Genomic DNA, 18,146 nt, shown 5'->3' with positions numbered 1-18,146 from the left:
AGTTTACCCCATTTCGGTGTCCGCCTAAATCCCTCCGAAAGTTTCGTTGAGTTCTGCGACTTGTGCTGTATCCAGCATTCGGGCTGGCATACCCCGTAAAGCCACGAGCAACTTGGCCGTTTCTTCCAACTCTTCTGCTGCGCAGACCGCCCCGAAAAGGTCTTTTCCCGAGACGACGGGACCGTGATTGGCCAACAGAACGGCACTATGTTTGCCCCCCAGTTCGCGGATTAAGTCACCGGATTTCGGGTCGCCGGGCTTAACGTATGGAAGCAGTTTGACCGTGCCAACGCGCATGACCACGTACGGCGTCAGCGGTGGAATACAGTCATCGGGATCGATGTCTTCCAGACACGACAGAGCAGTGGCCCAGGTCGAGTGCAGGTGCACCACCGCCCCTGCTTCAGGCCTCGTCTCATAGAACGCTTGATGCAGAAAGACTTCCTTTGTCGGCTTGTCCCCGGAGATGTGTTTCCCATGCAAATCAATCTTAGCGATGCGCTCAGGGTCGATGTCACCCAAAGTCGAATTGGTTGGCGTCATGAGGATCCCGTCGTGTAGTCGTGCAGAGACATTGCCCGCCGTACCGACAGAAAATCCCCGCGCGAACAAAGACGCGCAGAGATCTGACATCTGCTGTCGTAATACCAATTCTTCAGAACTCATTTGCCGGTCTCCATCATTTTCAGCGCCTTCGCAAAAAAGTCCTGGGCGCCAAAGTTTCCAGACTTTAGAGCCAGCGCGATGGGTTCAGTTTTTCCAATGCTCAGGACTGGCACGCCCGGGTCAATCTCTGGCCCTATCGACATGGCAGGAGACCCCATTTTTTCGGAGACGGCCTTGGCGACAGCGCCGGATGTCTCCCCTCCAGCTACAACCAAACGCCTGTAACCCTTTTGGACAAGTTCTTGCGCTGTATCTGCAAAGAGCTTGTCTAACTTTTCCGCTACGGCTTCCTGACCGAATTGATTTTGGATCGCGCGCACATCGTCCGGGCTTCCCGATGAATACGCAAGAGGCGCCTGACCCGAATGGGTTTCAAAGAAATCGAGAAGCGTTTGCGTGGTCACATCCCCGGACATCACACCCGGAACATCAATGGCGAAGGTCGGATGGGATTTCGCATGAACATCGATCTGCCCACGGGTCGCACCTGAGCAAGATCCTGCAAGCATCGCGGCAGGTCCAGAGATACCGGTGAACACACTGCCAGCACTTTTGGATGAAGCCTCTTTCAAGAAGTTTCGTGGTAGCCCAAGCGCTATCCCGGATCCCCCTGTAATGAGCTTAGCGCCCTTCAGAGCCTCGCCCCAGGCCAACAAGTCTTCATCCGAAATCGCGTCTCCAATCACAAAGCGCTCGTCTGCGTTCTGCATTGCAGCAGAAATTGCCTCTGATCCTTGCTTCACGGCGCCAATAGACACCAACCCGACCGCTTCTTCGGTCTGATGCTGCAACCATCGCCTGATGTTGGCATCCGTCATCGGAGTAAGAGGGTGTTGTTCCATCCCAGACTCGTGCAACAGCTTACCGAGCACAAATAAATGACCGAAGTAGACAGTACGTCCCGTTGTCGGAAATGCCGGGCAGAAAACCACCTTTTGTGCGCCCAGTTCTTGGGCCAGTGCTTCCGCAACGGGGCCGATGTTTCCCTCTTTAGTGGAATCGAATGTCGAACAATATTTGAAGATGAACTGCTCGCATCCTTGGTCCGCGAGCCACCGCAAGGCACTCAGGCTGTCTGCAACAGCTTCTTCGACCGTTGCAGTGCGGCTCTTGAGCGAGACGACGCCCGCTTCGATCTCCTCGTCGGCTGGGGTATCCGGAATACCTGGAAACTGCGCGGTTCTTAATCCACCTTCCGGCTCAATGCCCTTTGCCAAGGTGTTCGCAATATCGCTCGCACCGGTAAAGTCGTCCGCGATGACTCCGATCTTCATAGTTTGATGTCCCTGGTTGGCCCGGGATCCAGCCTATGGATATGCGGTGCCGCTCCGACGGGAAAAATCTCACGCACAAGTGGATCATGGCCAGGCACAATGAGTCTAGGGTGCGAGGCCAACCTCTCTAACGTCTTAAATCCATCCATCATGTCTTGCAGGTCGACGACGATGGGAAAGGCTTTGCGCGCCATGAAATTCTCATAGTAATGCGATGCATCAGAGGCGAGCACCATCCACCCGGCTGCCGTCCTTGCTCGAACGCATTGCAACCCACGAGAATGCCCACCGATACAGTGCACGGTAACCCCATCTGCTATCTCGGCTTCTCCGTCGTAGAACACGACCTTGCCTGAATAGAGGCGCTTTACGACCTCGCAAATATGGCCCGCCGTGAAAGGCGCACGCAGATGGTCGTGGCACATACAGGGGCCGGTGGCGAAGGCCATTTCCGCCGATTGCATATGCAACTTCGCGTTTGGGAACATATGCAGCCCCCCCGCATGGTCATAGTGAAGATGGGTCACGATGATGTCTGTTACCGCTTCCGGCGTGATTTCCAAGGGGCGCAGAGCCTCGCGCGGGTCCATCTCAATGGGACGACCACGGGCAGCTGCCTCATCGGAGTCGTAGCCGGTATCGACAAGAATGACTTTGTCGCCGCGTTTGAGCACCCAAACAAAATAGTCCATTGCATGCGGCGCGTCGTGATTGTCATCCAAGATGAAGCTATCGCGTCGAGTGCGGGCATTGCGATCCGCGTATTTGACAGCATGGATTTCCCAATCGTTCATCGTATGACCTCGGAGTATTGGTGAACTGTCTTGGTGGCGATCATATCAGCCACAGCCGTATCGAAGGACTGGAAATGCGCGCTTTCAAGGTGGGCAGCAAACGCCGCGCCGTCATCATAAATCTCGTAAAGGAACACCGTTGCGGGATCGTCACCGAGGCAGACGTCGAATTGCCGGCAACCGGGCTCATCCCGCAAAGAGGTTGAAGCGTTTTCGACCATTAGCGGCAAGAAGGTGTCTCTCGTACCGGGCTTGAGAGTGAAGGTGACAGTGACTGCAAACATCAGACAGAAAGTCCTTTCAGACGTGAGAAAGCGCGCTTCGCAACCGGCAGTTGGCTCAGGATCAGACCAATGTTGAGCACCAGCAGAATGGCCGCGCCGGGTCGTGAAAAGAAGACCGAAAGATCCCCATCCGATAAGAACAGCGACCTGCGGAAGGTTTCGTCAAACAGGCTGCCCAGAATAACGCCTATCACCAACGGCGCGATTGGGTATTTCATCAAGTTCATAAAATAGGCAACGGCGCCTACTCCGAGCATCAGGTAGAGATCATTGATGCCACCACCAACACTGAAAGACCCAATTGTTGTCAGAACCATAACAACGGGCAAGAAGATGGTCTGCGGGATGGCGAGTATTTTGATAAAGACCCGAGCGGTGAAAAGCCCCATCAAGAACATTGTCAGGGAGGCCAGCACCAAGATTGCAACCACACGCAGAATAATCTCGGGGTCTATCGTCGGGCCTGGGATCACGTTGTTGATCTTGAAAGCCCCCATCAAAGCCGCGGCGGGTGGTGAACCGGGAATGCCCAAAACCAAAAGCGGGATTAACGCGCCCCCAATGCAGGCGTTGTTTGCTGTTTCAGAGCACAGCAGACCTTCCAATGACCCTTTTCCAAACTTGTCGCCCTCGGCAGATACAGTCTTGCCGACACCGTAGCTGACCCAACCGGCGACATCTTCGCCGACGCCGGGAAGTGCTCCTACCCCGGTCCCAATCACTCCTGACCGGCCAATGGTGGGTAGGTAGCGTCGGATAGAGCGTAGATTCGGAAGGATACGACCTTTCAGGGCCAGAACTTTCCCGGCCTCAACGTGCCGCAGGCCATCGATGATTTGCGGAATGGCAAAGGCTCCCATCAAGACCGGAACAACCTGAAACCCGCTCATCAGGTAAGACCATCCGAAGGTGTATCGCGGCTCGGACAACAAAGGGTCGAGTCCCACCATGGACATCGCAAGCCCGATCAGACCGGCGATCCATCCCTTAATCACCAGATCTTCGCTCATCAATGTGCCCGAGAGCAGAATGCCGAACAGGGCCAGCAGGGCTTTCTCCGGGCTTGCGATGTTCTTTGAAACCAAAAGCAGCGCCCAGACGAAAATCAAAAGCGTAAGCGTGCCAATAACTGTACCGATAAAGCTTGCCGTTGTAGTAAGCCCCAATGCTTCGCCCCCTCGACCTGCTTTTGCCAAGGGGTAGCCATCCATGGCCGTCGCGGCGCTGGCCGCTGTACCCGGAATATTCAGAAGTATTGACGGGTAAGAACCACCGTAAATCGCGCCTACATAGGCCCCGAGCAAGGCGATGAGCGAATAGTCCAAAGGGATTTTGTTGCCGAAGAAGCCAGTCAGAATCGTCACGGCCAGCGTCGCCGTTAGGCCAGGCAACGCTCCAAAAGTGATGCCCAGGAAAACGGAAACGATCAAATACAGATAGGTCAGCGGATCCACTGCCAGGCCTACAAAGGCAGTCCCAAATCCAGCCAGTTGCGAAAGAATAAAGTCCATCCGGTCAGTCTTTCCATAACGGACGAAGCGTCACGTAGTAATGGTATTCGATTTGTTTGAAGATCAGCCCCCCGCGCGCAGGGACATTTTGGCGAAAGACAAAAGCCATCGCACAAACAAGGATGAACGGGGCAAGTATTGCGACCAATGGAACGAACCGCAAAACGCGTTCGGAATCCGCTTTGGTCAGCACCAAAAGGGTTAGAGCGACCCATAGGGCCAGTGTAAACCAATCATCACCGTGTGCATTCCACTCCGCCTGCGCGGGAAATACAGCAAACGCAAATAGCCCGGCAGAAACAACTGCGACACAGGCCACCAAAGCACGTCGCGCATGCCCCCCGTAGTAGCCGTAAGTCAAAGCTGTAATCAGCAACCCAGAACACAGAATGAAATCCACTCTGGGAACCAGACCGACGACATATGCAAGAAGAATCAGGCCGATTGTTGAAGCTCGATAGGCTTCCGACTTGTCCCATCCGATACCCAAGGCGCCAAGCGCGTTTTGGGCGCCACCTGAGCGTATCGAAATGGACAGCAAAATGAAGGATAAGACGAGTAATCCACCGAAGATGAACAACGGTACAATTGCAGCCGAGTTGTACCAATCCGATCCACTTACTCCTGCGCGGTTTTCGCCCCAAAGAGGGATGTCCGAGGTCTTCCAAAGGAAAAAGACGGACACTGCGATAAGAACAATCGAGGCCCAGAAATCGCGCGCGCGCATGATCAGTGTTTCGTCAGGTTTATCCATTGCCTGCCTCCTGTGGAAAGGGCACGATCAAACGCGCCCTTTCAAAATTGATCGGATCAGGGCTTTTCAATACCCAGCGAAGCAGGATCGACTGTGGCAGCACCCAGATCCTGCAGGGTATAGGCGAACGTGGCCTCAAGGTTCGCAAACAACTCTTGAGCTTCTTCGCCGTGTTGACCACCGACATCGTAGTTGTTTGCCGCGGCCCATTCCGCAACGGTGTCGGACGCAATCGCTTGTTCGAATGCATCGCCAAGGGCGGCCTTAACCTCATCCCCAGCCGAGCTGTGAACAGCAAATCCGATTGCTTGTTTGAGCGGCAGATACTGATCAAGACCGTCATAGATACCAAAGGCAGATGGCACCGTTGTCCCTGCGATCTGCGCATCTTCGGGGGTGAGCATAGCGAGCGGTTTCAGTTGGCCACCCTTGATCAAGGGTGCCTGCTCAGCAAGGGAAGTCACAACCAACGCGACCTCACCCGCTATTGCTGCTTCCTGACCTGGCGCAGAGCCTTTGTATGGAACAAATTTGAATTCTGAACCGGATCCTTTTTCGATGGCCAGAAGGTTCAAGTGGTGGATCGAACCCGCGCCGGAAGCCGCAGCTGGAATAGTGCCAGGAGCAGCTTTTGCGGCGTCGACCAGCTCTTCCAGAGTATTGTAAGGACTGTCCGCTGGAACCGAGATCAGATCAGGCGATCCGCCAACAATAAACGGATACCAAAAATCGAATTTCTTATCCCAACCACCCTGAACAGCAGCGGTGACGTTCGACTCTGACAAACCAACCAGTGTATAGCCATCGTCTGGTTGGTTCATGACGTAGACCATGCCGTTGGAGCCCGCGATCCCACCTGTTTGGTTGATTACATTTATCGAAACCGGAAGGTGCTTTTCCATCTCGGCCATGATCATCCGGTTGATCGTGTCCGTACCGCCACCGGCCCCCCAGACCACAGCTGTGGTGATGTCACGATAGGGGTAATCCTGCGCAGCAGCTGCCCCTGCAATCCCGGTCGCCATCACGGCTGCGGCCGCCAACCGCCCTAGCTTTATTTTCATTTCCAAGTCCTCCCAAAACAACTTCGCGTTTATTGTTGCATTTATTTGCGTATACATTACAGAATGCATTGTCAACGGACTGTAGTGGAAGCTGCTATCGCGCTATGAATGCGAAACGGGAAGGAAGCGGGCCAAAATGAAAAAGACTTACGATGTTGCAGTGTTCCACGGGGACGGGATCGGCCCGGAAATTATGGCCCCTACGCTTGAAATTCTGCGCCAGCTCTCTGGCAGCAATCACAGCTACGAGCTGGCGTTTACAGACGCGCCGGCAGGCGCAGGCCACTATGCCAAAACTGGAGAATCGTTTCCGGCTGGGTCACTCGAAACCGCACGCAACGCTGACGCGATTCTGCTGTCTGCAATGGGTTTGCCCGATGTTCGCTACCCTGACGGAACTGAGATTTCACCGCAGATCGATCTGCGAAAGCAGCTGGGACTTTTTGCTGGTGTGCGCCCAGTAAAGGTAAGCAATGGGCAAGCGACGCCTTTGTCGCTCCCCAACGGAAAAGAGATCGACTTTGTGTTGATCCGTGAAAGCACCGAAGGGTTATTCTTCACGCAAGGAACGGGCGAAGTCTTAGAAGATGAGGCGCGCGAAACTCTTCTGATCACCCGTGATGTATCCGAAAAACTATTCCGGTTTGCGTTTGACCTGGCCAAAAACCGGAAAGCATCAGGACGCGGGCCAGGACGGGTTACGTGTGTCGACAAAGCCAATGTATTCCGCGCATTTGCGTTCTTCAGATCGATGTTTGACGCTGAGGCGGCCAACCATCCGGATTTGCAGGCAGACCATGCCTATGTCGATGCTACTGCCCTCTGGATGGTCCAGAAGCCTTGGGAATTTGATGTCTTGGTCACTGAGAACATGTTCGGAGACATCCTCTCCGACCTTGGTGCGGGTCTGATGGGTGGTCTTGGACTGGCTCCTTCAGCGGATATCGGGTTGAATCACGCTGTGTTCCAACCTTGCCACGGCTCGGCTCCGGACATTGCCGGGCAAGGCATTGCCAACCCCTTTGCGATGATCCTGTCCGCGGCAATGATGCTGGAATGGTTAGGGTTGACCCATGATCATCCAGACCTGTCCAGCGACGGCGTACGATTGCGCGAAACCGTGGAAAAGGTGACTGCGAACGGTCGGAACCTGACGCGAGACTTGGGTGGCACCGCCGGAACGCAGGACGCAGCCTCATCGGTATTGGAAGCATTGCGGGCATGAATACCCAACCAGCCATCAGAGTCGCGTGTGTGGGTGCGGGGTATTTCAGCAAGTTCCACTACGAAAGCTGGTCCCGAATGCCCGGAGCGGTTCCGGTTGCATCCTGCAACCGTGATATCAGCAAGGCGAAAGAAACAGGACTGGCCGCTTACGATGATCTGTCAAAAATGCTGGGGGCGGAAAATCCAGATCTCGTGGACATCATCCTTCCACCTGTGGCGCAAGCCGACGCTATTCGAACTGCGCTGCATTCGGGCATAAAATGGCTGATCTGCCAAAAACCTTTCTGCATGTCTCTGAATGAAGCGGAGAAGATCGTTTCAGAGGCTGAAGCGGTAGGTGCAACTATTGTCGTGCACGAAAATTTCCGCTTTCAACCCTGGTATCGCGCAATCAAAGAGGCGATGACAGAGGGTCGAATTGGAACACCTCTCCAAGCGACTTTCCGGCTTCGGCCCGGCGACGGACAGGGACCACGAGCCTACCTTGACCGGCAGCCGTACTTTCAGGAAATGCCGCGTTTTCTGGTTCATGAAACAGCGGTTCACTGGGTAGACACATTCCGGTTTCTATTCGATGCGCCCAGCGCGGTTTATGCGGACTTGCGCCAAGTTAACCCTGTTATCGCGGGCGAGGACGCAGGTTACATCTTGTTTGACCACCCCAACGGTTTGAAAGCTCTGTTCGATGGCAACAGATGCCTTGACCACAGTGCCGAAAACTTGCGTCAAACCATGGGCGAGGCGCTTATCGAAGGCACCGACGGCTCACTTGTTCTTAACGGCGACGGTTCAGTAGAACTCCGTGCATTTGGAGAACAGGAGCGACAGCAGATTCTTCCTCCGAGCAGTCATGATGGATTTGGAGGGGACTGCGTCCACGCCTTGCAAAGTCACGTTGTTTCAGGCCTTCTACGGGGCACACCACTGGAAAACACGGCCCGGGAGTACCTGGACGTGATCCGAATCGAAGAGAAGATCTATCTTTCGGCTGCGGAGGGACGAAAGATCAACCTGGAGACATCGTGAAAGATCAGGACACTAAAACTCTTTCCAATACACAACGCGCCGTAAGGGACTTGCGACGGATGATCCTGTCCGGCGAACTTGCAGCTGGCACTGACCATCTGGAATCGGAACTCGCCGAGACCCTTGGTATGTCTCGCACTCCGATACGGGAAGCCGCGCTGATGTTGGAAAGTAAGGGGTTACTGGAAATGCGGCCCCGCAAAGGCGTGCGGATACTGCCTGTTTCATCAGACGATATGCGCGAAATCTACGACATCCTGACGGAACTCGAGAGTCTCGCAGCACAGCGCGCTGCCGAAGCGGATTATTCAGAACATGAACTGGCAGTACTTGCCGGATCAATTGCAAAGATGGACCAAGCCATCGAAGCCGAAGACCTTGAAGCCTGGGCCGAGGCCGACGAGTTGTTTCATCAGGAGCTCGTTCGGTTGGGCGGCAACAAACGGGTCGAAGCGATTGTTTCCATGATGAGCGACCAGGTGCGCCGCGCGCGCGCAACGACGTTGTTCATCAGGCCCCTGCCCGTCAAATCAAATGAAGATCACCGAGTCGTTTTCCAAGCTATTAGTGAAGGTCGGCCGGATGTCGCCCGTGAACGTCATCGAGAACACAGGCTGCAAGCCAAGGCTATGCTTTGCGGGATCCTCGAAAAGCATCGACTTAACAGCCTCTGATCTTCTCGTGCCCGGTCTTCATCTCTTAAATTAACGGCTTGGTTTCGACCTCCAGGGCATCCGAAGTAATTGTCGAAAAATGTTTCTATCGGACCCGTGCCTGAAGCGCTTCACAATACGCTGCCGAGTATAGAGCTCATAAGCGAATCCTTGGACAAGGAGCGAGGCTAAGCAAAACCTGCGTCAGTTCAAGCAAACAGCCAAATTCTCAGAACATCATGCAATCCGCGCCCGGAGGAAGCGGCGGTGCCCCTTCGGGCAAGGTAGGCGTGTAGTCAAATGTCACAATCTTCGCGCCACCGTCGAATGCCACGAACAGTTGGTTGGATCCCGGCCTAATGGCGATGCCCTCCGGGTCGGTTCCGAACTCCAACAAGCTTTGCTGGGCGAGTAGTTGGCCATTTGCCGTGAACTCATAAAGGCTGTTTGACCCTTCCCAGTCATCGACGATCAGCATGTGGCCGGTACGCGGATCAATCGCGATACCTTGCGCCTCACTCAAGGGAGGAGAGAGCTTCATTGTATCCAACCTCGCCGTCAAAGCGCCCTCTGAAGTGAACCACGACAACCGTTCGGGATCATCCTCTACGGTCACGATCTGTCCTTTGGCGTTGATCGCAATCCCTTCCGTATCCGCGAACCCACCTTCCAGTTCAAAAGGCGCCCCAAGGCTTGATCCGTCCTTGGTGACACGTTGAAGACTGCCGAGACCATCGCCCAACAACAAGTGATCCCCTTCGACAGCAATTGCTTTGATCCGGAAGAGATCGCTGGATATGCGGCGCAGCTCATCACCTTGTAATGTAACAAGAATTGCCTCAGGCCCCTCGTTTGCGATCCACAACCCACAAAACGTTGGATCGTAGTCAAGACTTGCGGGTTGATTGAGTTCATAGCGCCCGGTTTCACGGAGCTCTAACGCTGTAGCCGGAGTAGATACGGCGCAGATCAGTAAGGTTATGGTCCTCGCAAACACTCAGGATGCTCCTAAAATCTGCATCAAAACTGTGGGGCGGAATCGTAACACGTCAATGCAAAGAGCTCCTAAGCTTTCAAAACCAGAGAGCATCACTTTACCTGATCAGAGACTTAGAACACGGAAACTGGTTACGAACGGTGTGGTTCGACGCATCTGGGTTCTGCGAAAGTACGTTTGAACTGGGGTGTGTCGAAATCGCGAACCAACAACAGGGTGTTTGCAGGATTTGCGAAATCAACACTAGCAAACGAAACAACCTCAAGCTTCATAGAACAAACTTGCAATCGCGTGCTCGGGCGTAGTCACCTAGGGCATAGGGTTGGAGGAAGCCAATGGCGCAATGGAAGTTCGTGGTCTGTGTTTGTTGCGCGTTGTTTCTTGTTGCTTGCTCCCCCAAAACCCGCACGTATGAAAAGACTGTATCCGCTGCGCTACCGGCAAACTCCAGCACAGCTCTGGGTCAGGCAGCCAATCGCCTTGGCGACCCCAAAGACGGTCGGTCGGGCGTCAAACTGATCAGTGATGGCGAAGAAGCGCTTGTCTCACGGCTGTTGTTGGCGTCGGCGGCCGAGCGAACGATAGACGCGCAATACTACCTTCTGCACGACGACCCAACGGGCCACCTTTTTGCAGCCAGTCTTTTGCAAGCAGCAGATCGGGGTGTTCGTGTCCGATTGTTGCTGGATGACATGGATACGTCCAGTTATGACGCGATGACAGCCGCGTTAGACAATCACAAAAACATTGAGATCAGGCTATTCAATCCATTTTGGCGAGATCAGAGCCTTCTGATCGCGGGTCTGACAGATTTCAAACGCGTCAATCGCAGAATGCACAACAAGTCCATGACGGCAGACAACGTGTTCACGATTGTAGGTGGGAGAAACATCGGTGCCGAGTACTTTCTTGCGCGGGAAGAAATGAACTACGCTGATCTGGATGTGCTTGCCGCAGGCCCCGTTGTCCGCGAGGTGTCTGGTAGCTTTGACTCTTACTGGAACAGCGAGTTCGCCGTTCCGGCGCGTGTGGTCGTTGGGGAACCTCAGGAATTTGACCTTAGCGAGGCGCGAAGCAGGCTGAATGAACTTGTCGAGGAAGCGAAGCAAACCCAGTACGGCTCGGCCCTCAGAAGGTCAGCACAAGAGAACTTCGCAGATGGGGCTCTGTCACTGGATTGGCTGCCTGCGAAACTTTACGCTGATCCGCCTTCAAAAGCTGCGGGGCTTGAAAACTCAGATCCCATATTGGCATCTCAACTGCTTCCGTATTTTGAGAATGCCAGCAGTGAGGTGAACATCGTGTCCGCCTATTTCGTGCCGCGCAACAACGGTGTGAAATGGTTGATCGAACTAGAGAACCGTGGGGTCGACGTTAAGGTCGTAACCAATTCACTTGCATCTAACGACGTCGCACCCGTTTACGCACACTACGCCAAGAAACGTCGAGCACTTCTGCGCGGTGGAGTAGAACTCTATGAGCTGCGACCCGACGCCTATCAGGTCCAACGCCGCGGTATTAACTGGGCTCAGTCCAGGTCAGGCCTGCACTCCAAGGCATTTGCAGTTGATGACCGTTATTTGTTCGTAGGCTCGTTCAACTGGGACCCGCGGTCTGTCAACATCAACACTGAGATGGGAATTCTGATAGACTCGCCAGCACTGACTGCACAGACTATGGGCGCCTTGGACGACGCGCTGCCTGCATACACATACAACGTGACGCTCGAGAAAGCTGGTCAGCTTAAATGGACGACAAGAGACGATAGTGGCGACGTACTTGAGTACCTATCCGAACCGACAGGATCGGCTTGGGACCACATAGTTGCCGGTTTTCTAAGCATTATACCAATTGGGTCACAGCTTTAGGTTTATTGAGAAATAATCTGAAGGCTTGTCGCTCTTCTTGGGGATGCGGCCACACCAAAAAGTAGACCCCCTGACGTATTTTGGACCATCGCTTAGGCGACCTTCAGTAGAATCCAATCTCGCTGACATCTACGCGGGCCTCATGATCGCGCCCATAGGCAACAACTCCAACTGAGGTGATTTCGTCGGCAACAGGAATAGCGCGCAACATGGCACCCGAAGCCTTAAAGCCAGACAGAGGTAAAGAGACTTCGGTCCATTCATCAGTAGTTGCGAACTCAGCCTGATAATATTGCCACGGAAGTACCGTGCCACGTGTCCTGAGGTGAACGAAATATTGCTCGCCATTCCCCCGCACCAATAGCCTGACGCCGGATACACTCGCATCTGGCCGATCAGGCAACTTGCGTCGGAACTGGATGAATCCTCCGTTGTTTTCTGTACTGACGGATCCGGTCAACCGCGCGAATGCAACATCACCATCCGAACGAAACTGCACCTGCCCTGATGAGACCCCTCCCATGACAGTGTCCGCAACGTAGTCCCAACGCGTTTCCGGAGACTTGGAGAAGTCCTCAGGAAGATTTTCATCAGCCCGTGCCATGGAAGATCCGATGATAACAAGACCTGAAACAAGCCCAACAAGGTTGGCGCGCATATTGTTCCTTCTCAGTTCAGTATTGCAATGGAAAGGTTCAGAGCCGTGGCAAATGCGACCCAAGCAAGGTACGGCAGGAAAGCCAGTGAGGAGACCCGATCCGAGTTCCTGGCCCTAGCGATGAACACGACGATGACAATCAGCAACGCGACAATGACCACCAATGCAAACCACGGCAGTTGCAGAACGAAAAAGGTGGGGGACCACAAAAAGTTCAGCCCCATCTGTGCCCACCACAGCTTCATGACATCCGAGTTTCGATCTGCTTCGAACTGGCGCCACCCCGTCACGGCGATCAACACATAAAGCACCGTCCAAACCGGGCCAAAAATCCAGTTTGGTGGGTTGAAAGCTGGTTTAGAAAGCTGCGCGTACCAATCGCCGGGTGCGGTCAGCGTACCGATCAGGATGCCGCCCCCCAACGTGAGCGCAAGAAATGCTACGCGGATCAGCCAAGTCGACATTGTGGTAAAGCTTTCAGCAGTCCTTGGTCTTCAAGTTCACAAGCGCTTCAGAAGAGAAGGTCGCGGTAGTGGCCTCATTCGCGTCGGTATATGATACCGTGGCGCCTTCGATCTCCGACCCAGTGACGGTGATTTCGCGCTGCCCGATAGTGTCATCAACATCAATGGTAAAGGCTAGTTTGCCCCCGGCTGCGAGGGAGGCGATCTCAAGTTCAATTGTATTTTGCCCGTCCACGACCGAAGGAAGTTGACGCAATGCATCAACACCCTCAACGAATTCGAGAGGTTGGAATACCTCCACGCCCGCACCTTTTTCGGTAACGTCGAAAATCAAACGTCCGGCAGATTGCGACAAATCAATTTTGAGGGTCGAGGCTTCAACTTCGCACGTTCCGACATTGGTCAGTACAAAACTGTCCTTGGGCGCGCCTTCTATGAATCGAATCTGAACTCCGGCTTGAAGCGAGGTGGCTGCGAACAATCCGATGGTCGCCGCAAGAATGCTGGTCGGGAGCATATTTTTCTCCTTGTTAAGCGGTACGGGATATATACGCTTCGGCGGGTTTCTTGGATCAGACTTGTGCTTTTTGACCAACGTGGTTCAGCAGACAGGTACTTAAGATACTCCATCCCTATCAGAGGGATTCAGTTTATGGGCAACTACGAGGGGTTAGTTCACCGATCTTCTTGCCGAAGTTTATCCTCTCCGCATCAATCGAATAAAATAACCCGTGAACAACAGACAACTTCTAACATGGTATCGATTGGGTGCTGTCGCGTACGGCAAGTGATGCTTACCACCACTCAAAACGAGGCATTCAGATTTTTAGAGATATTGACCTGTCTCGCCTGAAGGCCTATGAGCGCCAAGCGTATGAGGCGGAGCGCCTCACACAACGGAGATTTTATGAAAGAGACCCGGGCCTAACGCCCGTTCCTGGCGAACCAAATTCAGGAACACCAACATTGATGGGCACACTCACGCGCGATGCTGAGTGTCCTTTTTGTTGTGCTTTCGTAAAATCGAGACATCCCAATGAATATCTCAAAGCACGAGCAACGTGTTTTGCACGAACTCGCCCTTGGTGGGGCGATCCACTTTGAGCGCTTGGAAAACGGAAAAGTCCATGACGTCACTTGTTATACGCGTGACGGCTATGTGCTGTCCGACTGCACCCTGAGTGTTTTCCAACGCTTGCTGAAAAAGCGCTTTATCCACTCAAAAAACGGCAACCCCTATCGCGCCTCCGCGTTGGGGATCAAATCCGTGCGCGCCCAAATGAACCAAAGATAGGAAAGAACCATGACCCAAGCAGACACCGACGCCATTATTGAAGTCCACCGGCTGGCCTTTGGAAATGAAGAAGGAGAGGACATCGCTCGGCTTGCCAAAGATTTCCTCGGCCACCCGGAAACAATTTCTATCAGTTCCGAACGCGACGGGAAGATCGTAGGCAACGTGCTGTTTACTCCGTTTAACTTCATAGATCACCCAGATGCGAACTGTTACCTGCTGGCGCCTTGCGGGGTGCTACCAGCGTATCAAGGCCATGGCGTTGGGAAAGAGATCATGGAGGCGAGCATTGAACATCTCAGTTCCGTTAGGACGGATGCGGTGTTCGTGTTGGGCGTCCCGACGTTTTACCCCAGATACGGGTTTGTCCCAACGGACAAGCAGACGCCATACCCGAATCTGATGACGGCACCAGAGGCGTGGATGGCGCTTGAGTTGACAGAAGGCTCCGTACAGCAACTGAGTGGCAAGACAAGGGCGATCCCACAGTTCATGCAATCTCATTGGTGGGACACTTCCCAACACGGGTGAAGCCCTTCCGGGACCGTCGCCGAAGACCGAAGCCCGCCCTTCAACATCGGCAGTTGAAGGGCGGGCTCGTTTCGCGTGGTATGAGTCAACGAAGCTCAAGATAGGCAACACGTCCTTAAGTCTTTCTGAATGCCGACGCCCTAGTTGCAGCTTTTGGCAACACCACTGGCTTTAGTCCGCGATCCTCAGCTCAAAAAGGTGGATCCGATGACAAGAACTGAGACTGAACACTGTGGGCACGTCCAGTTCCGGATTCCGACGGCGAAACGGGATGTGCTTAATGCGATGGTATACGAGCGCTTTGGCATGAAGCATGGGCGGTTAAGACCAAGAATTTCCTGCATCTGATTGCCGAACATCAGACATCGCAGAGGTTCGCACTGTTGAATGCCGAGATCGAACGACTGGAACAGCAAAGGCAGAGGAAGCACACGCTTTAGCAGAAGACCCAACGGCCGAGCCAATAATGCCTGCGGCCATGGACAACGAGAAGCAGTTGCAAACCGTTCGCCTTCTTCGCTTTCAAGACCGTTCGCAACCCAAATCGGACATTCATCGCCGAATTTTGCGAACTGCGACATGCGCAACCCTGCCAACTCTCTAGAAGCCAACACGAAGGTCGGCCAACAATATCTGGCGCGGCTGGCCTTCCCAATGGAAAAACCAGAACTGCTATCAGGACAAGAGCACCGCTCATGAGCGCGCAACATCGTTAAAGCCGGTATACACCCGATTTTTCAGCAGGTTGCTTAGTAGCGACTTCAATTGAGAATCATGCCAGAAACCATAGCGCTCAACCATAGCCCTAGTCCAAAAGTCAGGTGAGTAACCAAGCCACGAAGGCGCATTTTCCAAGGCTCCGGGGCTTTTGAAACGGCCACGCCCCAACCGAAGAGGGGTTGAAACACAAGCCAAGGTACAAGAACTGTTGCCAAGCCGAAGCTCAGACCTTGCCAGGCTTTCGGCTCGTGCAGAGCAGTTGGCCCAAACAGAACAGCAAACGCTATCCCAAACAGCAGACCCAGAAGCAAATGCGCAGTCCAACCCAACGCCGCCTCAGTTTTTAGGCGTGGCGTATTGCGAATGTCGGTGTGAACCAATTCACCGCGTGAAACTGATCCGACCCAACGACCGACTAAACAATAAAACCCATTTGTTGCGGTCCATCCCTGCCGGAGAATCCCGGCTAAATCGGTGAATACTGTCGCGCCCAGACCTAAGGCCGCGCCCCAAATTAACAATTCCGCGAAATTCATGTGCTTTCCTTCATCTGACGAATCCCGCAGTTTGTGTGCAACTTGAAGTCAGGATTAGGTCAACATGTTTCTTCTTGATATTGCGGAAGTCGCACAGCGCAGCGGGTGCCCACCGTCCACCCTGCGTTACTATGAAAAACGGGGCCTTATCGCTTCGGATGGCAGGCAAGGATTGCGCCGACAATATGATGATGGAGTACTAACCAGACTTGCCTTGATCGCATTGGGTCAGCGGGCTGGCTATTCCTTGGACGAAATCGCAGACTTGTTACGTCCTCAGGGCGGGAAGCTGGATCTCAGTCGCAAAAAGTTGCGCAGTCAAGCGACCAACCTGCGTAAACAAGCGCAAGAATTGGAGGCTTCTGCCGACCTTCTGGATCACATCGCCGCCTGCACCGCACCTTCTCATCTGGAATGCCCCAGATTTCAATCGCTGCTTAAGGACACACGCATCTCACGTGTTCGCTGACTCAGCCACTTGCATCTTGTTATCTTTGCTCTGCTTCCAAGCTTCCAGATTTTGCTGAACGAATTGATCAATGGAAGTTGGCAAGGAGCCGGTCAATTTGAGGACGTCGTCGGTGACACGATCCTCGGATCCGCCAGCGATTGCACCATCCATAGCAGCCAGTGTCTTTGCATATTCTTCCGGCAATCCGAGGCTCTGATGACGCTCCGCTAGCTCCTCTACAGTTAGAGGATGATGGATGATCTGCCGCCCCAATTGACTGCTTAGCGCCGCAGCAACCACATCATAAGAAATCGCTTCCGGGCCAGTGAGTATGTAGTCAGTGTTTTTGACTGATGGAGTGACCAGTAGCGCCGTTGCACAGGCTGCTATATCGCCAGCATCGATAAAGCCAACTCGGCCGTCATCTGTCGCTGTGTAGATGGCGGACTCATCGCGAATGGGATCACGGTGATGAAGCTCTGAGAAGTTCTGCATGAACCAGGTTGGACGCAGGACGGCCCATTCTGGAGCATTGGAGCGCAGCCAGGCGTGGACTGCACCCATCATAGGCCCGCCTTCTTCCAAAGAAGACGCACTGAGCAGGACGAAGCGTTGGACGCCCGCGGCAAGTGCCGCCTTAAGACCGGGCTGCATTGCTCCCAGTGAATCGACGGTGTCTGTGGGTGCTACGAGGTAGACAGCCCTGACGCCATCGAACGCATCCGTGAAAGTAGACGGATCGCTCCAATCGAACCGCAATTCATTTTTGTTGAGAGGCCTGCGTGTTCCCACGCGAGGAGCCAGACCTTTTGCACGTAGCTGTTTAACGACGCGGCTGCCAGTCTTGCCGGTGCCGCCGGTGACGAGAATGTACTTAGGCATCGATAAAGCTCCCGAGTTCGAATTTTAGTGCTTCAATTCCGCCTACGGCATTCAGCAGAACCAGTGGATTCCAGTAATCCCGGTAGTGAACGATGCGGCCATTTTTCACTTTGATCACGGAAATATAGTTTTGATCGTAGCGTCCGGCTTTGCCTTCACCTTTGCAGGAGAACTCCAACACAAAGGTTTCACCGTCTTTTACAACATGGGTGACCGCCGGGCTCATGGATTCAAAGCTGATGAGGCCTCCGGCTTTAGGCAGATAGGCTGCCATAGCGTCTCGGCCGCGAAGTTCCCGCACTGAGCCTTTCGGCGAAAACGGGAACTCGAACACGATGCCTTCGTCACACATGTCCAGGAAGTTCTCGCCTGCTTCTGCGTTGATTGCGTCTCCGAGGGCACCGCGCAGCATCGCACCAAAACTGGGTATGTTATTTGTTTCAGACATGATCTCATTACCTCTTGTTGTCCCCTTAACGGGAGGGTTGTTCT

21 protein-coding genes are annotated in these 18,146 nt (G+C 53.8%); 7 read left to right on the top strand and 14 right to left on the bottom strand.

What is annotated here, in order from left to right; genetic code table 11:
- Nucleotides 1-24: 24 nt before the first annotated feature.
- From otnC to ACXAGD_RS00150, 7 genes are read right to left on the bottom strand one after another with little or no spacing between them, the layout of a single operon-like run.
- The gene (gene otnC / locus ACXAGD_RS00180) at nt 25-666 is read right to left on the bottom strand and encodes a 3-oxo-tetronate 4-phosphate decarboxylase (RefSeq protein WP_475207805.1); all 642 of its coding nucleotides are present in this window, start codon (nt 664-666) and stop codon (nt 25-27) included.
- Complete coding sequence (otnK, locus tag ACXAGD_RS00175; RefSeq protein WP_475207804.1) at nt 663-1,940, bottom strand: 3-oxo-tetronate kinase; 1,278 nt, start codon at nt 1,938-1,940, stop codon at nt 663-665. The genes otnC and otnK overlap by 4 nt, the downstream gene beginning before the upstream one ends.
- On the bottom strand, nt 1,937-2,734 hold the full coding sequence (locus tag ACXAGD_RS00170; protein ID WP_475207803.1) for an N-acyl homoserine lactonase family protein: 798 nt from the start codon (nt 2,732-2,734) through the stop codon (nt 1,937-1,939). Before ACXAGD_RS00170 ends, otnK begins: the two co-directional genes overlap by 4 nt.
- Nucleotides 2,731-3,018 carry a putative quinol monooxygenase gene (locus ACXAGD_RS00165; RefSeq protein WP_475207802.1) on the bottom strand — a complete coding sequence of 96 codons (288 nt, stop codon included), beginning with the start codon at nt 3,016-3,018 and terminating at the stop codon, nt 2,731-2,733. The genes ACXAGD_RS00170 and ACXAGD_RS00165 overlap by 4 nt, the downstream gene beginning before the upstream one ends.
- Nucleotides 3,018-4,529, bottom strand: coding sequence for a tripartite tricarboxylate transporter permease (locus ACXAGD_RS00160; protein ID WP_475207801.1), 1,512 nt, complete (start codon nt 4,527-4,529; stop codon nt 3,018-3,020). The genes ACXAGD_RS00165 and ACXAGD_RS00160 overlap by 1 nt, the downstream gene beginning before the upstream one ends.
- 4 nt (nt 4,530-4,533) lie before the next feature.
- Nucleotides 4,534-5,283 carry a hypothetical protein gene (locus ACXAGD_RS00155; protein ID WP_475207800.1) on the bottom strand — a complete coding sequence of 250 codons (750 nt, stop codon included), beginning with the start codon at nt 5,281-5,283 and terminating at the stop codon, nt 4,534-4,536.
- A 56-nt stretch (nt 5,284-5,339) separates the two neighbouring features.
- Nucleotides 5,340-6,347, bottom strand: a complete 1,008-nt coding sequence (locus ACXAGD_RS00150; RefSeq protein WP_475207799.1) for a Bug family tripartite tricarboxylate transporter substrate binding protein — start codon at nt 6,345-6,347, stop codon at nt 5,340-5,342.
- A 136-nt stretch (nt 6,348-6,483) separates the two neighbouring features.
- On the opposite strand from ACXAGD_RS00150, the gene ACXAGD_RS00145 reads away from it, so the two are divergent.
- The 3 genes from ACXAGD_RS00145 to ACXAGD_RS00135 are packed head-to-tail and all read left to right on the top strand — an operon-like array spanning nt 6,484 to nt 9,274.
- Nucleotides 6,484-7,572, top strand: a complete 1,089-nt coding sequence (locus ACXAGD_RS00145; RefSeq protein WP_475207798.1) for an isocitrate/isopropylmalate dehydrogenase family protein — start codon at nt 6,484-6,486, stop codon at nt 7,570-7,572.
- On the top strand, nt 7,569-8,600 hold the full coding sequence (locus ACXAGD_RS00140; protein WP_475207797.1) for a Gfo/Idh/MocA family protein: 1,032 nt from the start codon (nt 7,569-7,571) through the stop codon (nt 8,598-8,600). The genes ACXAGD_RS00145 and ACXAGD_RS00140 overlap by 4 nt, the downstream gene beginning before the upstream one ends.
- Nucleotides 8,597-9,274 (top strand): GntR family transcriptional regulator, encoded by a 678-nt coding sequence (locus ACXAGD_RS00135; RefSeq protein ID WP_475207796.1) that lies wholly within the window; start codon nt 8,597-8,599, stop codon nt 9,272-9,274. The genes ACXAGD_RS00140 and ACXAGD_RS00135 overlap by 4 nt, the downstream gene beginning before the upstream one ends.
- A gap of 208 nt (nt 9,275-9,482) precedes the next feature.
- Here ACXAGD_RS00135 and ACXAGD_RS00130 read toward each other — a convergent pair whose 3' ends face one another.
- A complete protein-coding gene (locus ACXAGD_RS00130) occupies nt 9,483-10,250 on the bottom strand; it encodes a hypothetical protein (protein WP_475207795.1) in 768 nt (255 codons plus the stop codon).
- A 335-nt stretch (nt 10,251-10,585) separates the two neighbouring features.
- On the opposite strand from ACXAGD_RS00130, the gene ACXAGD_RS00125 reads away from it, so the two are divergent.
- Complete coding sequence (locus ACXAGD_RS00125) at nt 10,586-12,118, top strand: phospholipase D family protein (protein ID WP_475207794.1); 1,533 nt, start codon at nt 10,586-10,588, stop codon at nt 12,116-12,118.
- 103 nt (nt 12,119-12,221) lie between these two features.
- Here the strand turns inward: ACXAGD_RS00125 and ACXAGD_RS00120 are convergent, their stop codons facing one another.
- Genes ACXAGD_RS00120 through ACXAGD_RS00110 form a run of 3 tightly spaced genes read right to left on the bottom strand, consistent with a single transcriptional unit; the run spans nt 12,222 to nt 13,757 of the window.
- Nucleotides 12,222-12,776 (bottom strand): CIA30 family protein, encoded by a 555-nt coding sequence (locus ACXAGD_RS00120; protein ID WP_475207793.1) that lies wholly within the window; start codon nt 12,774-12,776, stop codon nt 12,222-12,224.
- Nucleotides 12,777-12,787: 11 nt separating this feature from the next.
- Nucleotides 12,788-13,240 carry a TspO/MBR family protein gene (locus ACXAGD_RS00115; RefSeq protein ID WP_475207791.1) on the bottom strand — a complete coding sequence of 151 codons (453 nt, stop codon included), beginning with the start codon at nt 13,238-13,240 and terminating at the stop codon, nt 12,788-12,790.
- Between the two features lie 13 nt (nt 13,241-13,253).
- Nucleotides 13,254-13,757, bottom strand: coding sequence for an aggregation factor core (locus tag ACXAGD_RS00110; protein WP_475207789.1), 504 nt, complete (start codon nt 13,755-13,757; stop codon nt 13,254-13,256).
- Between the two features lie 519 nt (nt 13,758-14,276).
- On the opposite strand from ACXAGD_RS00110, the gene ACXAGD_RS00105 reads away from it, so the two are divergent.
- Nucleotides 14,277-14,534: a YjhX family toxin gene (locus ACXAGD_RS00105; RefSeq protein ID WP_475207788.1), complete on the top strand. Its 258-nt coding sequence runs from the start codon at nt 14,277-14,279 to the stop codon at nt 14,532-14,534.
- 9 nt (nt 14,535-14,543) lie between these two features.
- The gene (locus ACXAGD_RS00100; protein WP_475207787.1) at nt 14,544-15,065 is read left to right on the top strand and encodes a GNAT family N-acetyltransferase; all 522 of its coding nucleotides are present in this window, start codon (nt 14,544-14,546) and stop codon (nt 15,063-15,065) included.
- A gap of 761 nt (nt 15,066-15,826) precedes the next feature.
- Here ACXAGD_RS00100 and ACXAGD_RS00095 read toward each other — a convergent pair.
- Nucleotides 15,827-16,321: a DUF2938 family protein gene (locus ACXAGD_RS00095; RefSeq protein ID WP_475207786.1), complete on the bottom strand. Its 495-nt coding sequence runs from the start codon at nt 16,319-16,321 to the stop codon at nt 15,827-15,829.
- Between the two features lie 64 nt (nt 16,322-16,385).
- Between ACXAGD_RS00095 and ACXAGD_RS00090 the strand changes: the two genes are divergently transcribed.
- The gene (locus ACXAGD_RS00090; RefSeq protein ID WP_475207785.1) at nt 16,386-16,790 is read left to right on the top strand and encodes a helix-turn-helix domain-containing protein; all 405 of its coding nucleotides are present in this window, start codon (nt 16,386-16,388) and stop codon (nt 16,788-16,790) included.
- On the opposite strand, the gene ACXAGD_RS00085 is transcribed toward ACXAGD_RS00090, so the two are convergent.
- Nucleotides 16,776-17,654 (bottom strand): ergot alkaloid biosynthesis protein, encoded by an 879-nt coding sequence (locus tag ACXAGD_RS00085; RefSeq protein ID WP_475207784.1) that lies wholly within the window; start codon nt 17,652-17,654, stop codon nt 16,776-16,778. The genes ACXAGD_RS00090 and ACXAGD_RS00085 overlap by 15 nt on opposite strands.
- The gene (locus ACXAGD_RS00080) at nt 17,647-18,102 is read right to left on the bottom strand and encodes a nuclear transport factor 2 family protein (protein ID WP_475207783.1); all 456 of its coding nucleotides are present in this window, start codon (nt 18,100-18,102) and stop codon (nt 17,647-17,649) included. The genes ACXAGD_RS00085 and ACXAGD_RS00080 overlap by 8 nt, the downstream gene beginning before the upstream one ends.
- Nucleotides 18,103-18,146: the final 44 nt, after the last annotated feature.

Source organism: Ruegeria sp. ABF4_144 (assembly GCF_056160045.1).
Note: the sequence above shows the minus strand (reverse complement) of the source record. Positions and strands in the feature narration are given on the sequence as shown.